General features: G+C 61.2%; 15 protein-coding genes. 11 read left to right on the forward strand and 4 right to left on the reverse strand.

The features are described from left to right. Window positions 1–128 precede the first annotated feature (128 nt). The 3 genes from J5M56_RS07245 to J5M56_RS07255 all read right to left on the reverse strand — a co-directional run bounded on the left by J5M56_RS07245 (window position 129) and on the right by J5M56_RS07255 (window position 4,723). Window positions 129–539 carry a PA2817 family protein gene (locus J5M56_RS07245; RefSeq protein ID WP_186476652.1) on the reverse strand — a complete coding sequence of 137 codons (411 nt, stop codon included), beginning with the start codon at window positions 537–539 and terminating at the stop codon, window positions 129–131. Window positions 540–617: 78 nt separating this feature from the next. After that, on the reverse strand, window positions 618–3,065 hold the full coding sequence (locus J5M56_RS07250; protein WP_207936233.1) for an acyl-CoA dehydrogenase: 2,448 nt from the start codon (window positions 3,063–3,065) through the stop codon (window positions 618–620). A gap of 131 nt (window positions 3,066–3,196) precedes the next feature. Continuing rightward, entirely contained in the window at window positions 3,197–4,723 is a 1,527-nt protein-coding gene (locus J5M56_RS07255) for a hypothetical protein (protein WP_207936235.1), read from the reverse strand. Between the two features lie 166 nt (window positions 4,724–4,889). On the opposite strand from J5M56_RS07255, the gene J5M56_RS07260 reads away from it, so the two are divergent. From J5M56_RS07260 to J5M56_RS07270, 3 genes are all read left to right on the forward strand, one after another. Beyond that, a complete protein-coding gene (locus J5M56_RS07260) occupies window positions 4,890–5,513 on the forward strand; it encodes a glutathione S-transferase (RefSeq protein WP_186476655.1) in 624 nt (207 codons plus the stop codon). A gap of 132 nt (window positions 5,514–5,645) precedes the next feature. Next, a complete protein-coding gene (locus J5M56_RS07265) occupies window positions 5,646–6,578 on the forward strand; it encodes an ABC transporter ATP-binding protein (RefSeq protein ID WP_060478265.1) in 933 nt (310 codons plus the stop codon). Then, a complete protein-coding gene (locus tag J5M56_RS07270; RefSeq protein ID WP_060478209.1) occupies window positions 6,575–7,354 on the forward strand; it encodes an ABC transporter permease in 780 nt (259 codons plus the stop codon). The genes J5M56_RS07265 and J5M56_RS07270 overlap by 4 nt, the downstream gene beginning before the upstream one ends. Here the strand turns inward: J5M56_RS07270 and J5M56_RS07275 are convergent. Continuing rightward, window positions 7,238–7,864 carry a DUF2062 domain-containing protein gene (locus J5M56_RS07275; RefSeq protein WP_155500265.1) on the reverse strand — a complete coding sequence of 209 codons (627 nt, stop codon included), beginning with the start codon at window positions 7,862–7,864 and terminating at the stop codon, window positions 7,238–7,240. The two genes, J5M56_RS07270 and J5M56_RS07275, sit on opposite strands and share 117 nt — an antisense overlap. Before the next feature lie 142 nt (window positions 7,865–8,006). Here J5M56_RS07275 and J5M56_RS07280 point away from each other — a divergent pair, with 142 nt between their 5' ends. The 8 genes from J5M56_RS07280 to murB all read left to right on the forward strand — a co-directional run bounded on the left by J5M56_RS07280 (window position 8,007) and on the right by murB (window position 14,959). Further along, window positions 8,007–10,214: a DNA internalization-related competence protein ComEC/Rec2 gene (locus J5M56_RS07280; protein ID WP_207936238.1), complete on the forward strand. Its 2,208-nt coding sequence runs from the start codon at window positions 8,007–8,009 to the stop codon at window positions 10,212–10,214. Between the two features lie 197 nt (window positions 10,215–10,411). Then, window positions 10,412–11,047 carry a MotA/TolQ/ExbB proton channel family protein gene (locus J5M56_RS07285; protein ID WP_186476657.1) on the forward strand — a complete coding sequence of 212 codons (636 nt, stop codon included), beginning with the start codon at window positions 10,412–10,414 and terminating at the stop codon, window positions 11,045–11,047. Then, a complete protein-coding gene (locus J5M56_RS07290; protein WP_207936241.1) occupies window positions 11,044–11,478 on the forward strand; it encodes a biopolymer transporter ExbD in 435 nt (144 codons plus the stop codon). Before J5M56_RS07285 ends, J5M56_RS07290 begins: the two co-directional genes overlap by 4 nt. Beyond that, the gene (gene lpxK, locus J5M56_RS07295; protein WP_186476659.1) at window positions 11,478–12,479 is read left to right on the forward strand and encodes a tetraacyldisaccharide 4'-kinase; all 1,002 of its coding nucleotides are present in this window, start codon (window positions 11,478–11,480) and stop codon (window positions 12,477–12,479) included. The genes J5M56_RS07290 and lpxK overlap by 1 nt, the downstream gene beginning before the upstream one ends. A 53-nt stretch (window positions 12,480–12,532) precedes the next feature. Beyond that, window positions 12,533–12,718 (forward strand): Trm112 family protein, encoded by a 186-nt coding sequence (locus J5M56_RS07300; RefSeq protein ID WP_003247142.1) that lies wholly within the window; start codon window positions 12,533–12,535, stop codon window positions 12,716–12,718. Beyond that, entirely contained in the window at window positions 12,715–13,479 is a 765-nt protein-coding gene (kdsB, locus tag J5M56_RS07305; RefSeq protein ID WP_207936243.1) for a 3-deoxy-manno-octulosonate cytidylyltransferase, read from the forward strand. Before J5M56_RS07300 ends, kdsB begins: the two co-directional genes overlap by 4 nt. Then, entirely contained in the window at window positions 13,479–13,943 is a 465-nt protein-coding gene (locus tag J5M56_RS07310) for a low molecular weight protein-tyrosine-phosphatase (protein ID WP_060478215.1), read from the forward strand. The genes kdsB and J5M56_RS07310 overlap by 1 nt, the downstream gene beginning before the upstream one ends. After that, window positions 13,940–14,959, forward strand: a complete 1,020-nt coding sequence (gene murB / locus J5M56_RS07315) for a UDP-N-acetylmuramate dehydrogenase (protein WP_207936247.1) — start codon at window positions 13,940–13,942, stop codon at window positions 14,957–14,959. The genes J5M56_RS07310 and murB overlap by 4 nt, the downstream gene beginning before the upstream one ends. Window positions 14,960–15,181: the final 222 nt, after the last annotated feature.

Below are 15,181 nucleotides of genomic sequence, written 5' to 3' on the forward strand. Positions count from 1 at the left end.
ACAGGGACGCGTGCAGATTAGGCGCGGTGGCCCTGAGCGTCTGTAAGGCGAATCAACTTGAAGGCGGGGCTTTGCGATGGCTCGCGGCGTCGAATCGCGCCTGGAATCAGGCGCGACTGTCAAGGCGGTCAGTGGTTGGCAGAGTCATCCGGCAGGGAGAGCAGTTGCTTCTCCTGATGCCAGTCGAAAGGCTCATCGTTCTGCTCTGCCTCGTAGCGGCGTTCTTCGAGGCGTTGATAGAGGTCGAGCTCCTCGTCAGGCATGTAGTGCAAGCAGTCTCCACCAAAGAACCACAGCAGGTCGCGCGGTACCAGGTGAGCGATTTGCGGATAACGCTGGATGACCTGGCAGATCAGGTCCTGGCCCAGGTATTGGCTTTCCAATGGGTTTTGCGGCAGCAAGGTCAGCAATTCGTCGAAGCGCTCGAGGAACAGGGCGTGGCTTTCCTCCGGGACCTGCTCAGCATCGCCTAGCGCAACCAGGATAGTGCGCAGATGGTTCAGCAGTTGTAGGTGATACTCCAGGTGTGGGTTGGCCATGGGCAGTCCTCGGGGGTGATCGAAACGGGGGCGGAGTATACGCGGGTTACGCAGGGGGCCGCAAAACGCCCCCCTTGCTCAGCGCACCTTGCCAGGTTCGGGCAGCAACTGCGCCTTGTCGAAGGCGTCCACATCGATCACTGCGCGGCGGGCGTGCTCTGCCTCGTGTAACCGCTGCCCGTCATCAGGCTGCAGCGCACCGCTTTGCACCGCCGCATCGATCAGCGACTCCCCAGGTGCAGGCTGCACCCTGCCTTCTTTGACAGCCTGGTATAGCGTTTTATGCAGCGGAGCTGCCTCATTCAGCAACTCGGTGGCCCGTTGCAGTGCAGCCACTGGATCGCCATCGGCCTGCGGGCGGAAGCAGCCTGCAAGTAGTTCTTCCAGAGCCGGATCGCCCTTCCTGCGGCCAATCAGCGCCGCTACTTCGGCATCCAGTTCGTCGCTCGGCCCGGTATGACGGCGGCCGAAGGGGAATACAAGCACGCGAAGTGCACAGCCGACCAGGCGGTTGGGGAAGTTATCTAGCAGCCTATCCAAAGCCTTCTCCGCCTGCCCCAGGCTTTCTTCCAGGGCCCAACGTAGCAGAGGTTGCATGTGCTTGGGCGAGCCCAGATCGTGGTAGCGTTTGAGCGCGGCACTGGATAGGTATAGGTAGCTCAGCACATCGCCCAGGCGTGCACTCAGGCGTTCGCGGCGCTTGAGCGTGCCACCCAGCAGCAGCATCGACAGGTCGGCCAGCAGGGCAAAGGCCGCAGCCTGGCGATTGAGGGCACGGAAGTAACCTTGGCTCAAGGCATCGCCAGGAACGGCTTCCAAACGGCCGAGTCCGAGGTTGAATACTAGCGTGCTGGCCGCATTGCCAGCTGCGAACATGATATGTTCGATCAGCAGTTCGTCGAATGCTTTCAGTGCCTGCCCCTGATCCTCACGCCCGGCCAGGGCCATTTCCTTCAGCACGAACGGGTGGCAGCGGATAGCACCCTGGCCGAAGATCATCAGGTTACGCGAAAGGATATTTGCGCCTTCGACCGTGATAAAGATTGGCGCCCCTTGCCAGTTTCGGCCCAGGTAGTTGTTCGGCCCCATGATAATAGCCTTGCCGCCGTGCACGTCCATGGCATGCTGGATGCATTCCCGACCGCGTTCGGTCAGGTGGTATTTGAGGATTGCCGATAGCACCGAAGGCTTCTCGCCCAAGTCTACAGCCTTGGCGGTCAGCAGACGGGCGCTGTCCATCAGCCAGGCGTTGCCGCCGATGCGTGCCAGCGACTCCTGAATGCCTTCGAACGCGGCCAGCGGCACATTAAACTGCTCGCGGATGTTGGCATACTGGCCGGTTACCAGGCTGGTGTACTTGGCAGCGCCAGTGCCCACTGCGGGCAATGAAATAGAGCGGCCTACCGAAAGGCAGTTCATCAGCATCATCCAGCCCTTGCCGAGCATGGCCTGGCCGCCAATAAGAAAACTCAGCGGCACAAACACGTCTCTTCCGCTATTGGGCCCGTTCATGAACGCAGCGCCCAGTGGCAAGTGGCGTTTGCCAATCTCGACGCCGGGCGTGTCGGTCGGGATCAGGGCCAGGCTGATGCCCAGTTCTTCCTGGTCACCCAGCAGGTGTTGCGGGTCGTAGGCCTTGAAGGCCAGCCCCAACAGTGTAGCGACCGGGCCCAAGGTGATGTAGCGTTTTTCCCAATTCAGGCGCAGGCCCAGCACTTCTTCGCCTTCCCACAGGCCTTTGCAGATGATGCCGGTGTCAGGCATCGCGCCTGCATCGGAGCCGGCCAGTGGGCCGGTCAGGGCAAAACAGGGAATCTCGTCGCCTCGGGCCAAGCGTGGCAGGTAGTAGTTGCGCTGCTCTTCGGTGCCGTAATGCAGCAGCAGTTCGGCGGGTCCCAAGGAGTTTGGGACCATCACAGTCGAAGCCAGGTCCCCGCTGCGGGTGGCCAGTTTCATCGCCACCTGCGAGTGCGCATAGGCCGAAAAGCCTTTGCCGCCGTATTCTTTGGGGATGATCAGGGCGAAAAAACCATGCTGCTTGATGTGATCCCAGGCTTGGGGAGGCAGATCCAGGTCCTGGCCAATCTGCCAGTCGCTGACCATGGCGCACAGCTCTTGCGTGGGGCCGTCGATGAAGGCCTGCTCTTCTTCTGTCAGCTTCGGTGCCGGGTAGGCCAGCAAGGTGCGCCAGTCGGGGCGGCCGCTGAAGAGTTCGCCGTCCCACCACACGGTGCCGGCTTCGATTGCTTCGCGCTCGGTTTGCGACATGGGCGGCAGGGTGCGTTGGAACCAGCCGAACACTGGGCCGGTGAATACTTTGCGGCGCCAGTCAGGCAGCACCAGCAGGGCGAATTTCAGTGCCAGGACCACCCAGATCAAGGCCAAAAGCCAGCCTGGCACGGTGCTGAAAATGCCCATGATCAGTACATAGATCGCCATGACGCCGAGTATCTGCAACGGGGCGAGGCGCCGATGCAGCAGGTACGCCGCGCCGCCCACCAACCCTAGCAACCACAACAGCCACATAGTCTTTCCTCCATGGAACCAGGTATTCGAAACCTTTGCCAGGAGCTTAGACGGCTACCCGGCCAAAGCCTACCTGAACAGTGACAAGGTGTGGCTGGAGGAGTTCGTTTGAAAGCCAACAGGGTGAGCAGTCAGGCCTTGTTCCACTGGTCTACGAAGGCTTCGGCCGTCATCAAAGGGATCGGTAAGATGATATAGGCCCAGTACCAGTCATCTGGGTCAATCTTCTCGGCTTGGATAACGGTGTACCGACTTAACAGGCTTGGGGAGAATATCCCTTCCTGGCTGACCTTGCCTTGGCCCGCCAGGACTGTCCATTTGATCCGGTCGGCTGGCACTTCAATGTCTTGTTTAGTTTTCTTGTCGATGTAACAGAAGCGCAGTTTCACACGACCTTGACTCAGCTCGGTCTTGAAGAAGAAATTGGGCTCCATGTTCAATACTACGAAAGTTGAAATAGGGGATAGCAAGGTGTTGCCCGTGAGAACCGCTTCGATCCGTGCAGGTTCATCAAAGGACGTTTTTGTCGCAGTCGGTTCCTGGCAAACGCTGTTGTCTGATAGGTGAATTGGCGGTTGGCTGGGAGGGGTGTAATCACATACGAAGTGGCCGGGGGCGATCTTACCTTGGCCTCCGTCCGCCAATGCCCAGACAAGAGCGGTAGATACTTGCGGGCTAACAGTGATCTGTTTTGCAGTGTCGCCAGCTCTGATCGCGGCGACCAGGGGGTCGGCGTGAAGGATCAACGGCTCGGGGGCGGCAGCGGGCTCCCTGGTGTCGGAGTAGAATTTATAGGTTGCCTTGTACACCCCAGTGGCGTGGTCCTGGGAGAACGTGTCGCACCACGCATACCCCAAGGGCAATAGCAGGCCGGCGAGGTCTGTGAAGGTGTTTACATCAGTCGAGCCAGGCACGTCGTTAGCATGAATGTAGGCCGCTAGCTCGTCCTTGGGCGTGGGGTCGCGCAGGGGAAGTGGCGAGCCTGAGGTATCACCCCTGCATACTTGCAGAACGTGAGAGCCCGTCAGCGGGTGCTTGCGAATCTGGAAATTCATTTCTTTCAGTAGCCAATCTGCCTCATTGCGCGCATCGACCTCGTAAAGTTCAACAGTGCGTTGCGCGTCCGGCAGGGCATCGAAGTAGCTTCGAAAAAACCATCCCAGTTGTGTGTCGCGTGTTTCTGCGCCGTCGGCCTGCGAATAGAAAGTTGATTGTGTGCCTATTTTAAGGACTAGCGGCCTACCGGGGCCTGCGCAGTAACCTACGCAGTCATCCAGTGGAATCTCGTGATAGAGGAATTGCGGTTCGTTAGGCCAAAATGCAACGACACTGTCCAGATTAGCCCTGGGCTTGCCACCGAACACCGGATGTGTCCAGATAGCATTGACACAGGACAGGACGGGTGATTTCACCTGGATACAGTCGTCCAGGTACTTCACAGAGGGCGCGGCGAGTTTGCAATCGAGCACTTCCCGCGTGCTGCTGTGGGGCTGTTCAATATGAAAAGTTCTCTGACCAGGGGGTGGCGGTCTGGCGCTGCTGAATTCCTCGCGAATATTATTGATCTTGTGAGCGTCGAAGACGACGTGTATACGCCAACCCCGCATATCGTGATTATGCAGAATCGACGCATCAGTGCTTACTCGTGGTTGTTTCATGATTGACCCCGTGAGTTGGCGCTGTAAGGGATTTAATCAGCAGCTGCCCACGGTGGGTACTGGCAATTTTATCAGGTGCCCGAGCCACACGCGGGGGGTGTTTTTGGCTGCAACATGCAAGTAGCAGGGTTAGACTCTTGCTTCTTGTACATTCAGGGATGTCATCATGCTTAAAATCTGGGGCCGCAAGAACTCAAGCAATGTACGCAAGGCGTTGTGGATCGCCCACGAGCTGGGTCTGGCCTTCGAGTCGATCGATGCCGGCGGCGCCTTCGGCGTGGTGGACGAACCGCACTACCGGGCGCTCAACCCCAACGGTCTGGTGCCTATGCTCGAAGATGGCGACCTGACCTTGTGGGAGTCCAATACCATTGTGCGCTACCTATGTGCCGAATACGGCGGTGACCAAGGCTGGTACCTGGAAGACCCACGCCAGCGCGCCCTGGCCGACAAATGGATGGACTGGACCACCTCGTCCTTCGCCACGCCGTTCCGCCCGCTGTTTTGGGGCCTGCTGCGCACTGCGCAAGACCAGCGCGACTGGGTGGCGATCAACGCGGCGCACAAGCAGTGTGCTCAATTATTGGCAATCGCTGACCAGACCTTGGCCAAACAACCGTACCTGTCCGGTGACCAGATCGGCATGGGCGACATCCCACTGGGCAGCTTCATTTACGCCTGGTTCGAAATGCCCATCGAGCGCCCGGCCATGTATCACCTGGAAGCTTGGTATGAACGCCTCAAGCAACGGCCGGCCTACCAGGCTGCGGTGATGACCGCGCTCACCTGAACCTCCTTCGATAGTCATTATCAATAGATGTGACTGTACTTGCGCGGCATGGGCTTGCACCATGGCTGCACTCACTGCGCCAGTGACTTTACCTGGCGTACCCTTCACCTTTTCTTCGGTAAGTGGCCCGCTATGAGTTCCGCCCTGTCCATCCGGCAGCTGACCAAGACCTACGGCAACGGCTTCCAGGCCTTGAAAGGCATTGACCTCGATGTTGCCGAAGGCGATTTCTTCGCTCTGCTTGGCCCGAACGGCGCCGGCAAGTCCACCACCATCGGCATCCTGTCCACCTTGGTGAACAAGACCACTGGCACGGTAAACGTGTTCGGCCACGACCTGGACCGCGAGCCCTCCGCGCTCAAGCGCTGCCTGGGTGTGGTGCCCCAGGAATTCAACTTCAACCAATTCGAGAAAACCTTCGACATCGTCGTGACCCAGGCCGGCTACTATGGCATCCCGCCCAAGCTGGCCAAGGAGCGCGCCGAGCAGTACCTGACCCAACTGGGCCTGTGGGACAAACGCGATGTGCAGTCGCGCTCGCTGTCGGGCGGCATGAAGCGCCGCTTGATGATTGCCCGCGCATTGATCCACGAACCACGTCTGCTGATCCTCGACGAGCCGACAGCCGGGGTGGATATCGAGCTGCGTCGATCAATGTGGAGCTTCCTTACCGAGCTCAACCAGAAGGGCATCACCATCATCCTCACCACGCATTATCTGGAGGAGGCCGAGCAGCTGTGCCGTAACATCGGCATCATCGACCATGGCACCATCGTCGAGAACACCAGCATGCGCCAACTGCTGGGCAAGCTGCATGTCGAAACCTTCGTCCTCGATCTCAAGCAGGACCTGGCCTCGGCGCCAGTACTGCAGGGCTACCCGTGCCGGCTGCTGACACCGCATACCCTGGAAGTGCAAGTGGACAAGGACATCGGTATCACCGCGCTGTTCGGCCAACTGGCATTGCAGAACATCGAAGTGCAAAGCCTGCGCAACAAGACCAACCGACTTGAGGAGCTGTTCGTGTCTCTGGTGGAAAAGAACCTGTCGAAGGTGGCCGTATGAGTGTGGAACTGCGCACCAACTGGGTCGCCCTGAACACCATCGTCTATCGCGAAGTGCGGCGCTTTTTGCGCATCTGGCCGCAGACCCTGCTGCCACCGGCCATCACCATGGTGCTGTATTTCGTGATCTTCGGTAACTTGATCGGCCGGCAGATCGGCGACATGGGTGGCTTCACCTACATGCAGTACATCGTACCGGGGCTGATCATGATGTCGGTGATCACCAACTCTTATGGCAATGTGGTGTCGAGCTTCTTCGGCAGTAAGTTCCAGCGCTCCATCGAAGAACTGATGGTGTCGCCGGTATCGCCGCACACCATTTTGGTGGGCTATGTGCTGGGCGGTGTGCTGCGCGGGCTGGCAGTGGGGGTGATCGTAACCATCCTGTCGATGTTCTTCACCGACCTGCAGGTGCACCACCTGGGCGTGACCATTGTCGTGGTCTTCCTGACGGCGACCATTTTCTCGTTGCTGGGCTTCGTCAACGCCGTGTTCGCACGTAATTTCGACGACATTTCGATCATCCCGACCTTCGTGCTGACCCCACTGACCTACCTGGGCGGGGTGTTCTACTCGATCAACCTGTTGCCGCCGTTCTGGCAGACCGTGTCGTTGGCCAACCCGGTGTTGCACATGGTCAACTCGTTCCGCTACGGCATCCTAGGGGTGTCGGATATCAGTATCGGCACGGCGATCACCTTCATGCTGGTGGCCACTGCGGTGCTTTACGGGCTGTGTGTTCGCCTGCTGGTCAGCGGCCGCGGCATGCGCGCCTGATACCCGTTGCTTGCGCCGGCGCCACTGCCGGCCGATCCACCAGCGCCAGTACAGCAAGGTGGTGAGCCAGGCGACCACGCCAAGCACCACCGCGCACACCACCGAACCCAGCAAGAACGGTTGCCACACCGTTGCCAGCTGGTCGGTGATCCATTCGAACGTCAGTTCTTCAGGCAGGCTGCGCGGTGGCACCTGCATCAGCCAGGCGCCGGTCATGTAAGTGACGAAAAACACCGGTGGCATTGTCAGCGGGTTGGTCAGCCAGACCAAGCTGACCGCGATTGGCAGATTGCCGCGCACCGGGATGGCCATTGCGGCAGCCAGCAGCATTTGCATGGGAATGGGGATCAACGCCGCGAACAGGCCTACGCCCATGGCCCGTGCCACCGAGTGGCGGTTGAGGTGCCAGAGGTTTGGATCGTGCAGCAGCTTGCCGAAAAAACGTAAAGACTTGTGTTCCCGAATGCTGCTCGGGTCCGGCATGTAGCGTTTGAAAAGTCGGCGCGGCATGTAGGCTCCCGGAGCGTTGATTCGGGAAGTATGCCTCGATTCACGTGGCGCCTCTTTTAGAGTTTGTGACAATTGTTTAGCGGGCCACGCCGGCTTTTCGTCTATGCATGAGTGAGCTATTGCGCTTCTGGAGCTCTAACTCATGCGCACAGGGATGTTTGCGCTCGCCCTCGGGCTGTTATGCCTGGGCTTTCTCCCGGTATTGCCATCGGTCGGTTGGCTGTTGTTGCTAGTGCTGGCAGGGGCTTGTTGCCTGCCCACGCGGCTCTGGCCGCTGGGCTGCTTCGCGCTGGGATTAGCCTGGGCCTGCTGGTCGGCACAGCTGGCATTGAATGACCGGCTAGAGGCAGGTTTGGACGGCCGTACGCTGTGGTTGGAGGGGCGGGTGGTTGGCTTGCCCACGCGCACTGCGCAGGGCGTGCGTTTTGAGCTGCAACAGGCGCATTCGCGCCGCGCTGAACTACCGCAGCGCCTGCAATTGAGCTGGTTCGATGGCCCACCCATTCGTGCTGGCGAGTCTTGGCGTGTGGCGGCGACCTTGCAGCGCCCGGCAGGGCTGCTCAACCCCCATGGCCCTGATCGAGCGGCGCAGTTGCTGGCCCGGCGTATCGGTGCCACAGGCACGGTCAAAGCCGGTGACCTTACCCGCGCGGTGGCCCCCGACTGGCGCGACGCGCTACGTGAGCGGCTACTGAGGGTCGACGCCCATGGGCAGCAAGCGGGCTTGGCAGCCTTGGTGCTCGGTGACGGCGCGGGCCTTGCCCGGGAACAGTGGCAGGCGCTGCAGGCAACTGGCACGGTGCATCTGCTGGTGATTTCTGGGCAACACATTGGCTTGGTCGCCGGCATGCTCTATGCCTTGGTGGCAAGCCTGGCACGCTGGGGCCTGTGGCCGCGTAGTTGGCCATGGTTACCCTGGGCATGCGGCTTGGCGCTGGTGGCAGCGCTGGCCTACGGCTGGCTGGCCGGCGCCGGCGTGCCGGTGCAGCGCGCCTGTCTGATGTTGGCAGTTGTGCTGTTATGGCGATTGCGGTTTCGGCAGCTGGGGGCACTGTTGCCTTTGCTGCTGGCATTGACCTTGGTATTGCTGGTCGACCCCTTGGCTGCGTTATTGCCAGGGTTCTGGCTGTCATTCGCGGCGGTGGCGATACTCATCTACAGCTTCGCTGGCCGGCTTGGCAACTGGCGCCCCTGGCAGGCCTGGACGCGGGCGCAGTGGGTGATTGCCGTCGGTTTATTGCCGGTATTGTTGGCCACAGGGTTGCCGGTGAGTCTGACTGCGCCGATGGCGAACCTGCTGGCGGTGCCATGGGTGAGCGTGGCGGTGTTGCCCCCGGCTTTGCTCGGGACCTTGTTGTTGTCAGTGCCGGGGGTAGGGGAGGGTTTGCTATGGCTTGCGGGCGCGGCGCTGCACCTGCTGTTCGCCCTGCTTGCGTGGGTGGCCGCATGGCAACCGGCATGGGTGCCGCCAGCGCTACCGTTAGGGCCCTGGTTGCTGGTGTGCCTAGGGGCGCTGCTGCTATTGCTGCCTGGCGGCGTGCCGCTGCGCAGCCTGGGCGCGGTCATGTTACTGGCCTTGTGGGCACCGAAGCCGCCTGTGCCCCATGGGCAGGTCGAGGTCTGGCAGCTCGATGTCGGCCAAGGCCTTGCGGTTTTGCTGCGTACTCGACATCACACGTTGCTATACGACGCAGGGCCTGCCAAAGGCGATTTCGACCTGGGGGAACGAGTAGTGCTGCCCACCCTGCGTAAATTGGGTGTGGCGGGCCTGGACCTGATGCTGATCAGTCACGCGCATGCGGACCACGCCGGTGGCGCCGTGGCCATCATCAAAGGCTTGCCGGTGGCCCGCGTGATAGGTGGCGAAGCGCTGGAAGAGGTACACGTGCAGCCCTGTGCGTCCAGTGAACGGTGGACTTGGGACGGCGTGGATTTTTCGCTGTGGCGCTGGGAAAGCGGGCAAAGCAGCAATGATCGTTCCTGCGTGCTACTGGTCGAGGCGCAAGGTGAGCGTTTGCTGTTGGCCGGCGATATCGAGGCAGGCGCCGAACGCGCCTGGCTCAAGGCCCATGAAGCGCCACGCATCGACTGGCTTCAGGCCCCGCACCATGGCAGCCGCAGTTCATCCACCGAGGCGTTCATCCGTGCCACTACGCCGCATGGGGTGTTGATTTCGCGCGGGCGCAACAACAGCTTCGGGCACCCCCACGCACAAGTGGTCGAGCGGTATCGGCGCTATGGGATGGTGATGCATGACACTGCTGTGGAGGGTGCGTTGCGGCTGGTGCTCGGTGCGCAGGGTGAGGTCGAAAGTGTGGGGCGCCAGCGAAGGTTTTGGCGAGTGCAGTGAAGTGCGGTTGGCAGATCTTATGCGTTCACTACCAGCGCCTTTAAATCGGGCGCATTTCATGATGCACCGCGCAGATGGTACTCGGCGCCCCAGGCGCCAAGCATCCTGAGCCCAGTACCACTTCCCTGACCTCCGGCAGATGAGCACCCGGCGCGTGTATGTTAGAGTGGCGGCCTTTTTCCAGAGGGGCGTTTACTGTGTGGGAATTGGTCAAGTCCGGTGGTTGGATGATGCTGCCGATCATTCTGAGCTCCGTTGCCGCCATGGCGATCGTCGTCGAACGTCTGTGGACTCTGCGCGCCAGCCGCGTCACCCCGCCGCACCTGCTGGGCCAGGTGTGGATGTGGATCAAGGACAAGCAACTCACCAGTGACAAGCTCAAGGCCTTGCGCGCCGACTCGCCACTGGGCGAGATCCTCGCGGCAGGCCTTGCCAACTCGCGCCATGGCCGCGAAATCATGAAAGAGTGCATCGAGGAGGCCGCCTCGCGAGTCATTCACGAACTCGAGCGCTACATCAGTACCCTCGGCACCATTGCCGCCATGGCGCCACTGCTTGGCCTGCTGGGCACCGTGTTGGGCATGATCGACATCTTCAGCGCTTTCATGGGCTCGCAAATGACCGCAAACGCCGCTGTGCTGGCCGGGGGCATCTCCAAGGCTCTGGTTACTACCGCAGCCGGCCTGATGGTGGGGATCCCGGCGGTATTCTTCCACCGTTTCCTGCTTCGCCGCATCGATGAGCTGGTGGTGGGCATGGAGCAAGAAGCGATCAAACTGGTGGAGGTGGTCCAGGGCGACCGGGAAGTGGAAGTGGCCGGAGGCAAGGCGTGAAGTTTCGGCGCAACCGCCAGCGCGAGAACGTCGACATCAACCTCGCATCGCTGATCGATGTGGTGTTCGTGCTGCTGCTGTTTTTCGTGGTCACCACTACCTTCACCCGCGAAACCCAATTACGCGTCGAGTTGCCTGAGGCCACCACGGCCGAGCAGCCTCCGGCCGGTCAGGGCAAGCTGGTGGAGGTGACCATCAGTGCCGACGGTGTTTATTCGGTGAACAACCACCTACTGCCCAAGAGTGACCTGGCGGCTCTCACCGAGGCAATCGAGCGTGAGTCCGGTGGCGACAACACACTGCCGCTGGCTATCAGCGCCGATGGTAAAACCCCTCACCAGGCCGTGATCACTGCGATGGATGCTGCCGGCAAGCTCGGTTTCAGCCACCTGCGCATGACCACCGTCGAGGCCGCTCAGGGGACACCTTGATGGCGCTCGCCGATCGCTTGCTCGCCGCCTGGTACGCCGGGCATCCTGCCCTGGCTTTGCTGCGCCCGCTCGAAGTGCTGTACCGCCGCGTGGTGATGCGCAAGCGCGCGCGATTCCTCAATGGTGAAAGCCCAAGCTATCGGGCCCCTGTGCCAGTGGTGGTGGTGGGCAATATCACCGTCGGAGGCACCGGCAAGACCCCCATGATCCTCTGGTTGATCGAGCATTGCCGGCGCCAGGATATCAAGGTAGGCGTGGTCAGCCGTGGCTATGGTGCCAAACCGCCGCATTATCCTTGGCGCGTGAGCGCAAACCAGCCGGCTGAGCAAGCCGGTGACGAGCCCTTGCTGATCGTTCAGCGCACGGGCGTGCCGCTGGTGATTGACCCTGACCGCGCCGGCGCGGTGCAGGCGCTGTTGGCCAGCGAGCGGCTGGACCTGATCCTGTGCGATGACGGTATGCAGCACTATCGCCTGGCCCGTGACCTTGAACTGGTGCTGATCGATGCCGCGCGCGGGCTGGGCAATGGCCGCTGCCTGCCTGCTGGCCCCTTGCGCGAACCTAGAGAGCGCCTGCAAGAGGCCGATGCCGTGCTTTACAACGGCGCCGATGGCGACCGCGCCGATGGTTTTGCCTTTCAGTTGCAACCTACAGCATTGGTCAACCTGCGCAGCGGCGAACGCCGTGGGCTTGACCATTTCCCGCCAGGGCAGCGCCTGCATGCGGTGGCCGGTATCGGCAACCCGCAACGTTTCTTCAATACCCTGCTGAGGCTAAACTGGCAGCCGGTGCCGCATCCTTTTGCCGATCATGCACAGTTCAGTGCTCAAAGCCTGGCCTTCAGCCCGGCTCTGCCGCTGGTGATGACCGAAAAAGATGCGGTGAAATGCCGGGCCTTCGCTGCTGACGACTGGTGGTACCTGGCAGTCGAAGCCCAGCCCACGCCGGCCTTCACCGCCTGGTTCGACAGCCAGTTACAGCGACTGCTACCCAAGCCCTGAGCTCACTTCTGCGACTCAACCGTTTCGGCCACCTGGCCCAAAGGAACCCTTTCATGGACACCAAACTGCTCGATATTCTGGCCTGCCCGATTACCAAAGGCCCGCTCAAGCTCAGCGCCGACAAGACCGAGCTGATCAGCAAGGGCGCGGGTCTGGCCTACCCCATCCGTGACGGCATCCCGGTCATGCTGGAAAGCGAGGCCCGTACCCTGACCGACGACGAGCGTCTGGACAAATGAGTGTGGAGTTCACTGTAGTCATTCCGGCGCGGCTGCGTTCCACGCGCCTGCCGGGCAAGCCGCTGCTGGCGATCGCTGGCAAACCGATGGTCCAGCACGTATGGGAGCAGGCGCGCAAGAGTGGCGCCAGCCGTGTAGTCATCGCTACCGACGACGCCAGCATCTTCGATGCTTGTAATGCATTCGGCGCCGAAGTGCTGATGACCCGTACCGACCACGAATCGGGCACTGACCGCCTGGCCGAGGTGGCCGCTCATCTGGGGCTGCCCGCCGATGCCATCGTGGTCAACGTGCAGGGCGATGAGCCGTTGATTCCTCCGGTGATCATCGACCAGGTGGCCGATAACTTGGCAGCCCACCCGCAAGCGGGCATTGCGACCCTAGCCGAGCCGATCCATGACCCGCAGACCGTGTTCAACCCCAATGCGGTCAAGGTTGTCAGCGACAAGAATGGCCTGGCGCTGAGCTTCAGTCGCGCGCCGCTGCCCTGGGCCCGCGATGCCTTTGCAACCCAGCGCAATCTGTTGCCCGAGGGTGTGCCTTACCGCCGTCATATCGGCATGTATGCCTACCGTGTCGGCTTCCTTCAGGACTTCGTCAGTTGGGGCCCATGCTGGCTCGAGCAGACCGAGGCCCTCGAGCAACTGCGCGCCCTGTGGCACGGCGTGCGTATCCACGTCGAAGATGCCATCGAGGCACCCGCCGTGGGTGTCGATACCCCCGAAGACCTGGAGCGCGTAAGGCGCTTGCTGGAGGCGTGATGCGTGTCCTGTTCGTGTGCCTTGGCAATATCTGTCGTTCGCCCACCGCAGAAGGCGTGCTGCGCCATCAATTGCAGCAGGCGGGCCTGGCTGAACAGGTGCATGTGGCATCTGCCGGCACGGGTGACTGGCACGTGGGCAAGGCCCCGGACAGCCGCACCTGCAAGGCGGCGCTGGCACGTGGTTATGATTTGTCGCGCCAGCGCGCCCAACAAGTCAAAGCGGCGCATTTCGCCGAGTACGATTTGATCCTGGCCATGGATGAAAGCAACTTGAGCCATCTGCGCGCCATGCGCCCGCACAATGCCAATGGCGAGCTTGACCTGTTCCTGCGCCGCTACGGTGCAGCCCTGGATGAAGTGCCAGACCCTTACTACGGCGGTGCCGAGGGCTTCGAGCAGGTGCTGGATTTGATCGAAGCGGCGTGTCGCGACCTGGTGGTGGAAATCAAGGGGCGGCTATGACGGTGGTTTGGCAGGAGCATATTTCACTAAAGCCCTACAACACGTTCGGCATCGACGTTGCCGCGCGGTATTTTGCCCAGGCCCATAGCGATGACGAGGTGCGCGAGGCATTGACGCAGGCGCGCCAGCGCCAAGTGCCAGTGCAGGTGATTGGCGGTGGCAGCAACCTGCTGCTTACCCGCGATGTCGATGCACTGGTGCTGCATATTGCCAGCCGTGGGCGACGGCTGCTGAGTGACGACGGCGAGCGAGTGGTGGTGGAGGCCGAAGCGGGTGAACCTTGGCACCCATTCGTACAGTGGTCGTTGGCGCAAGGCTACTGTGGCTTGGAAAACCTCAGCCTGATCCCTGGCACGGTAGGTGCTGCGCCGATGCAGAACGTCGGTGCCTACGGTGTGGAAATCAAGGATGTCTTCGCCGGGTTGACTGCGCTGGACCGCGAAACCGGTGGGCTACGCGACTTCACGCTGCACGACTGCGCCTTTGCTTACCGCGACAGCGTCTTCAAGCGCAACCCAGGGCGCTGGCTGATCCTGCGGGTGCGTTTTGTCCTGAGTCATGCCTTGCAAGCGCACTTGGACTACGGCCCTGTGCGTCAGCGCCTGGCAGAGCAGGGCGTTGAGCAACTGACTGCCCAGGCGATCAGTGATGCCATCTGCAGTATTCGCCGCGAGAAGCTGCCGGACCCGGCCGAGCTTGGCAATGCCGGGAGCTTCTTCAAGAACCCGGTGGTGGCTGCTGAGCTGGTCGAGCGTATTCGGCAACAATATCCCGCCGTGGTGGCCTACCCGCAAGCAGACGGCCAGGTGAAGCTTGCAGCCGGTTGGCTGATCGAACAGGCGGGTTGGAAAGGCTACCGTGAGGGCGATGCTGGTGTGCACCGGCTGCAATCGCTGGTGCTGGTCAATTACGGCCAGGCGAGCGGGGCCCAGGTGTATGCCCTGGCGCAGCGTATTCAGGCCGATATCCTGGCGCGGTTCGGGGTGGCGTTGGAGATGGAGCCTAACCTCTACTGAGGTCTTACTTCAGCGGTCTTTTTAAGTCAGCGCTTGAACGCGAGGTGCAGTTCCTGAGCTCAGTTGGGCGCAATCGGCTCGTTGGCCGGTGTAGACTTGTTCGCCGCTCGCACTGATTCAACATCCACTCAGTTCGCCGGACACTCACCCGGACGCTTACGATATTGAGTCACCCACTAGCCAAGAAAAAGCCCCGCCAGTTCGCACTGGCGGGGCTTTTTC

The sequence above is a fragment of the Pseudomonas sp. 51_B genome (assembly GCF_017491595.1).
Classification (GTDB): Bacteria; Pseudomonadota; Gammaproteobacteria; order Pseudomonadales; family Pseudomonadaceae; genus Aquipseudomonas; species Aquipseudomonas promysalinigenes.

Coding starts and splice junctions, on each gene's coding strand:
- J5M56_RS07245 (WP_186476652.1), bottom strand. CDS start 539: ATGGCCAACCCACACCTGGAGTATCACCTACAACTGCTGAACCATCTG.
- J5M56_RS07250 (WP_207936233.1), bottom strand. CDS start 3,065: ATGTGGCTGTTGTGGTTGCTAGGGTTGGTGGGCGGCGCGGCGTACCTG.
- J5M56_RS07255 (WP_207936235.1), bottom strand. CDS start 4,723: ATGAAACAACCACGAGTAAGCACTGATGCGTCGATTCTGCATAATCAC.
- J5M56_RS07260 (WP_186476655.1), top strand. CDS start 4,890: ATGCTTAAAATCTGGGGCCGCAAGAACTCAAGCAATGTACGCAAGGCG.
- J5M56_RS07265 (WP_060478265.1), top strand. CDS start 5,646: ATGAGTTCCGCCCTGTCCATCCGGCAGCTGACCAAGACCTACGGCAAC.
- J5M56_RS07270 (WP_060478209.1), top strand. CDS start 6,575: ATGAGTGTGGAACTGCGCACCAACTGGGTCGCCCTGAACACCATCGTC.
- J5M56_RS07275 (WP_155500265.1), bottom strand. CDS start 7,864: ATGCCGCGCCGACTTTTCAAACGCTACATGCCGGACCCGAGCAGCATT.
- J5M56_RS07280 (WP_207936238.1), top strand. CDS start 8,007: ATGCGCACAGGGATGTTTGCGCTCGCCCTCGGGCTGTTATGCCTGGGC.
- lpxK (WP_186476659.1), top strand. CDS start 11,478: ATGGCGCTCGCCGATCGCTTGCTCGCCGCCTGGTACGCCGGGCATCCT.
- J5M56_RS07300 (WP_003247142.1), top strand. CDS start 12,533: ATGGACACCAAACTGCTCGATATTCTGGCCTGCCCGATTACCAAAGGC.
- kdsB (WP_207936243.1), top strand. CDS start 12,715: ATGAGTGTGGAGTTCACTGTAGTCATTCCGGCGCGGCTGCGTTCCACG.
- J5M56_RS07310 (WP_060478215.1), top strand. CDS start 13,479: ATGCGTGTCCTGTTCGTGTGCCTTGGCAATATCTGTCGTTCGCCCACC.
- murB (WP_207936247.1), top strand. CDS start 13,940: ATGACGGTGGTTTGGCAGGAGCATATTTCACTAAAGCCCTACAACACG.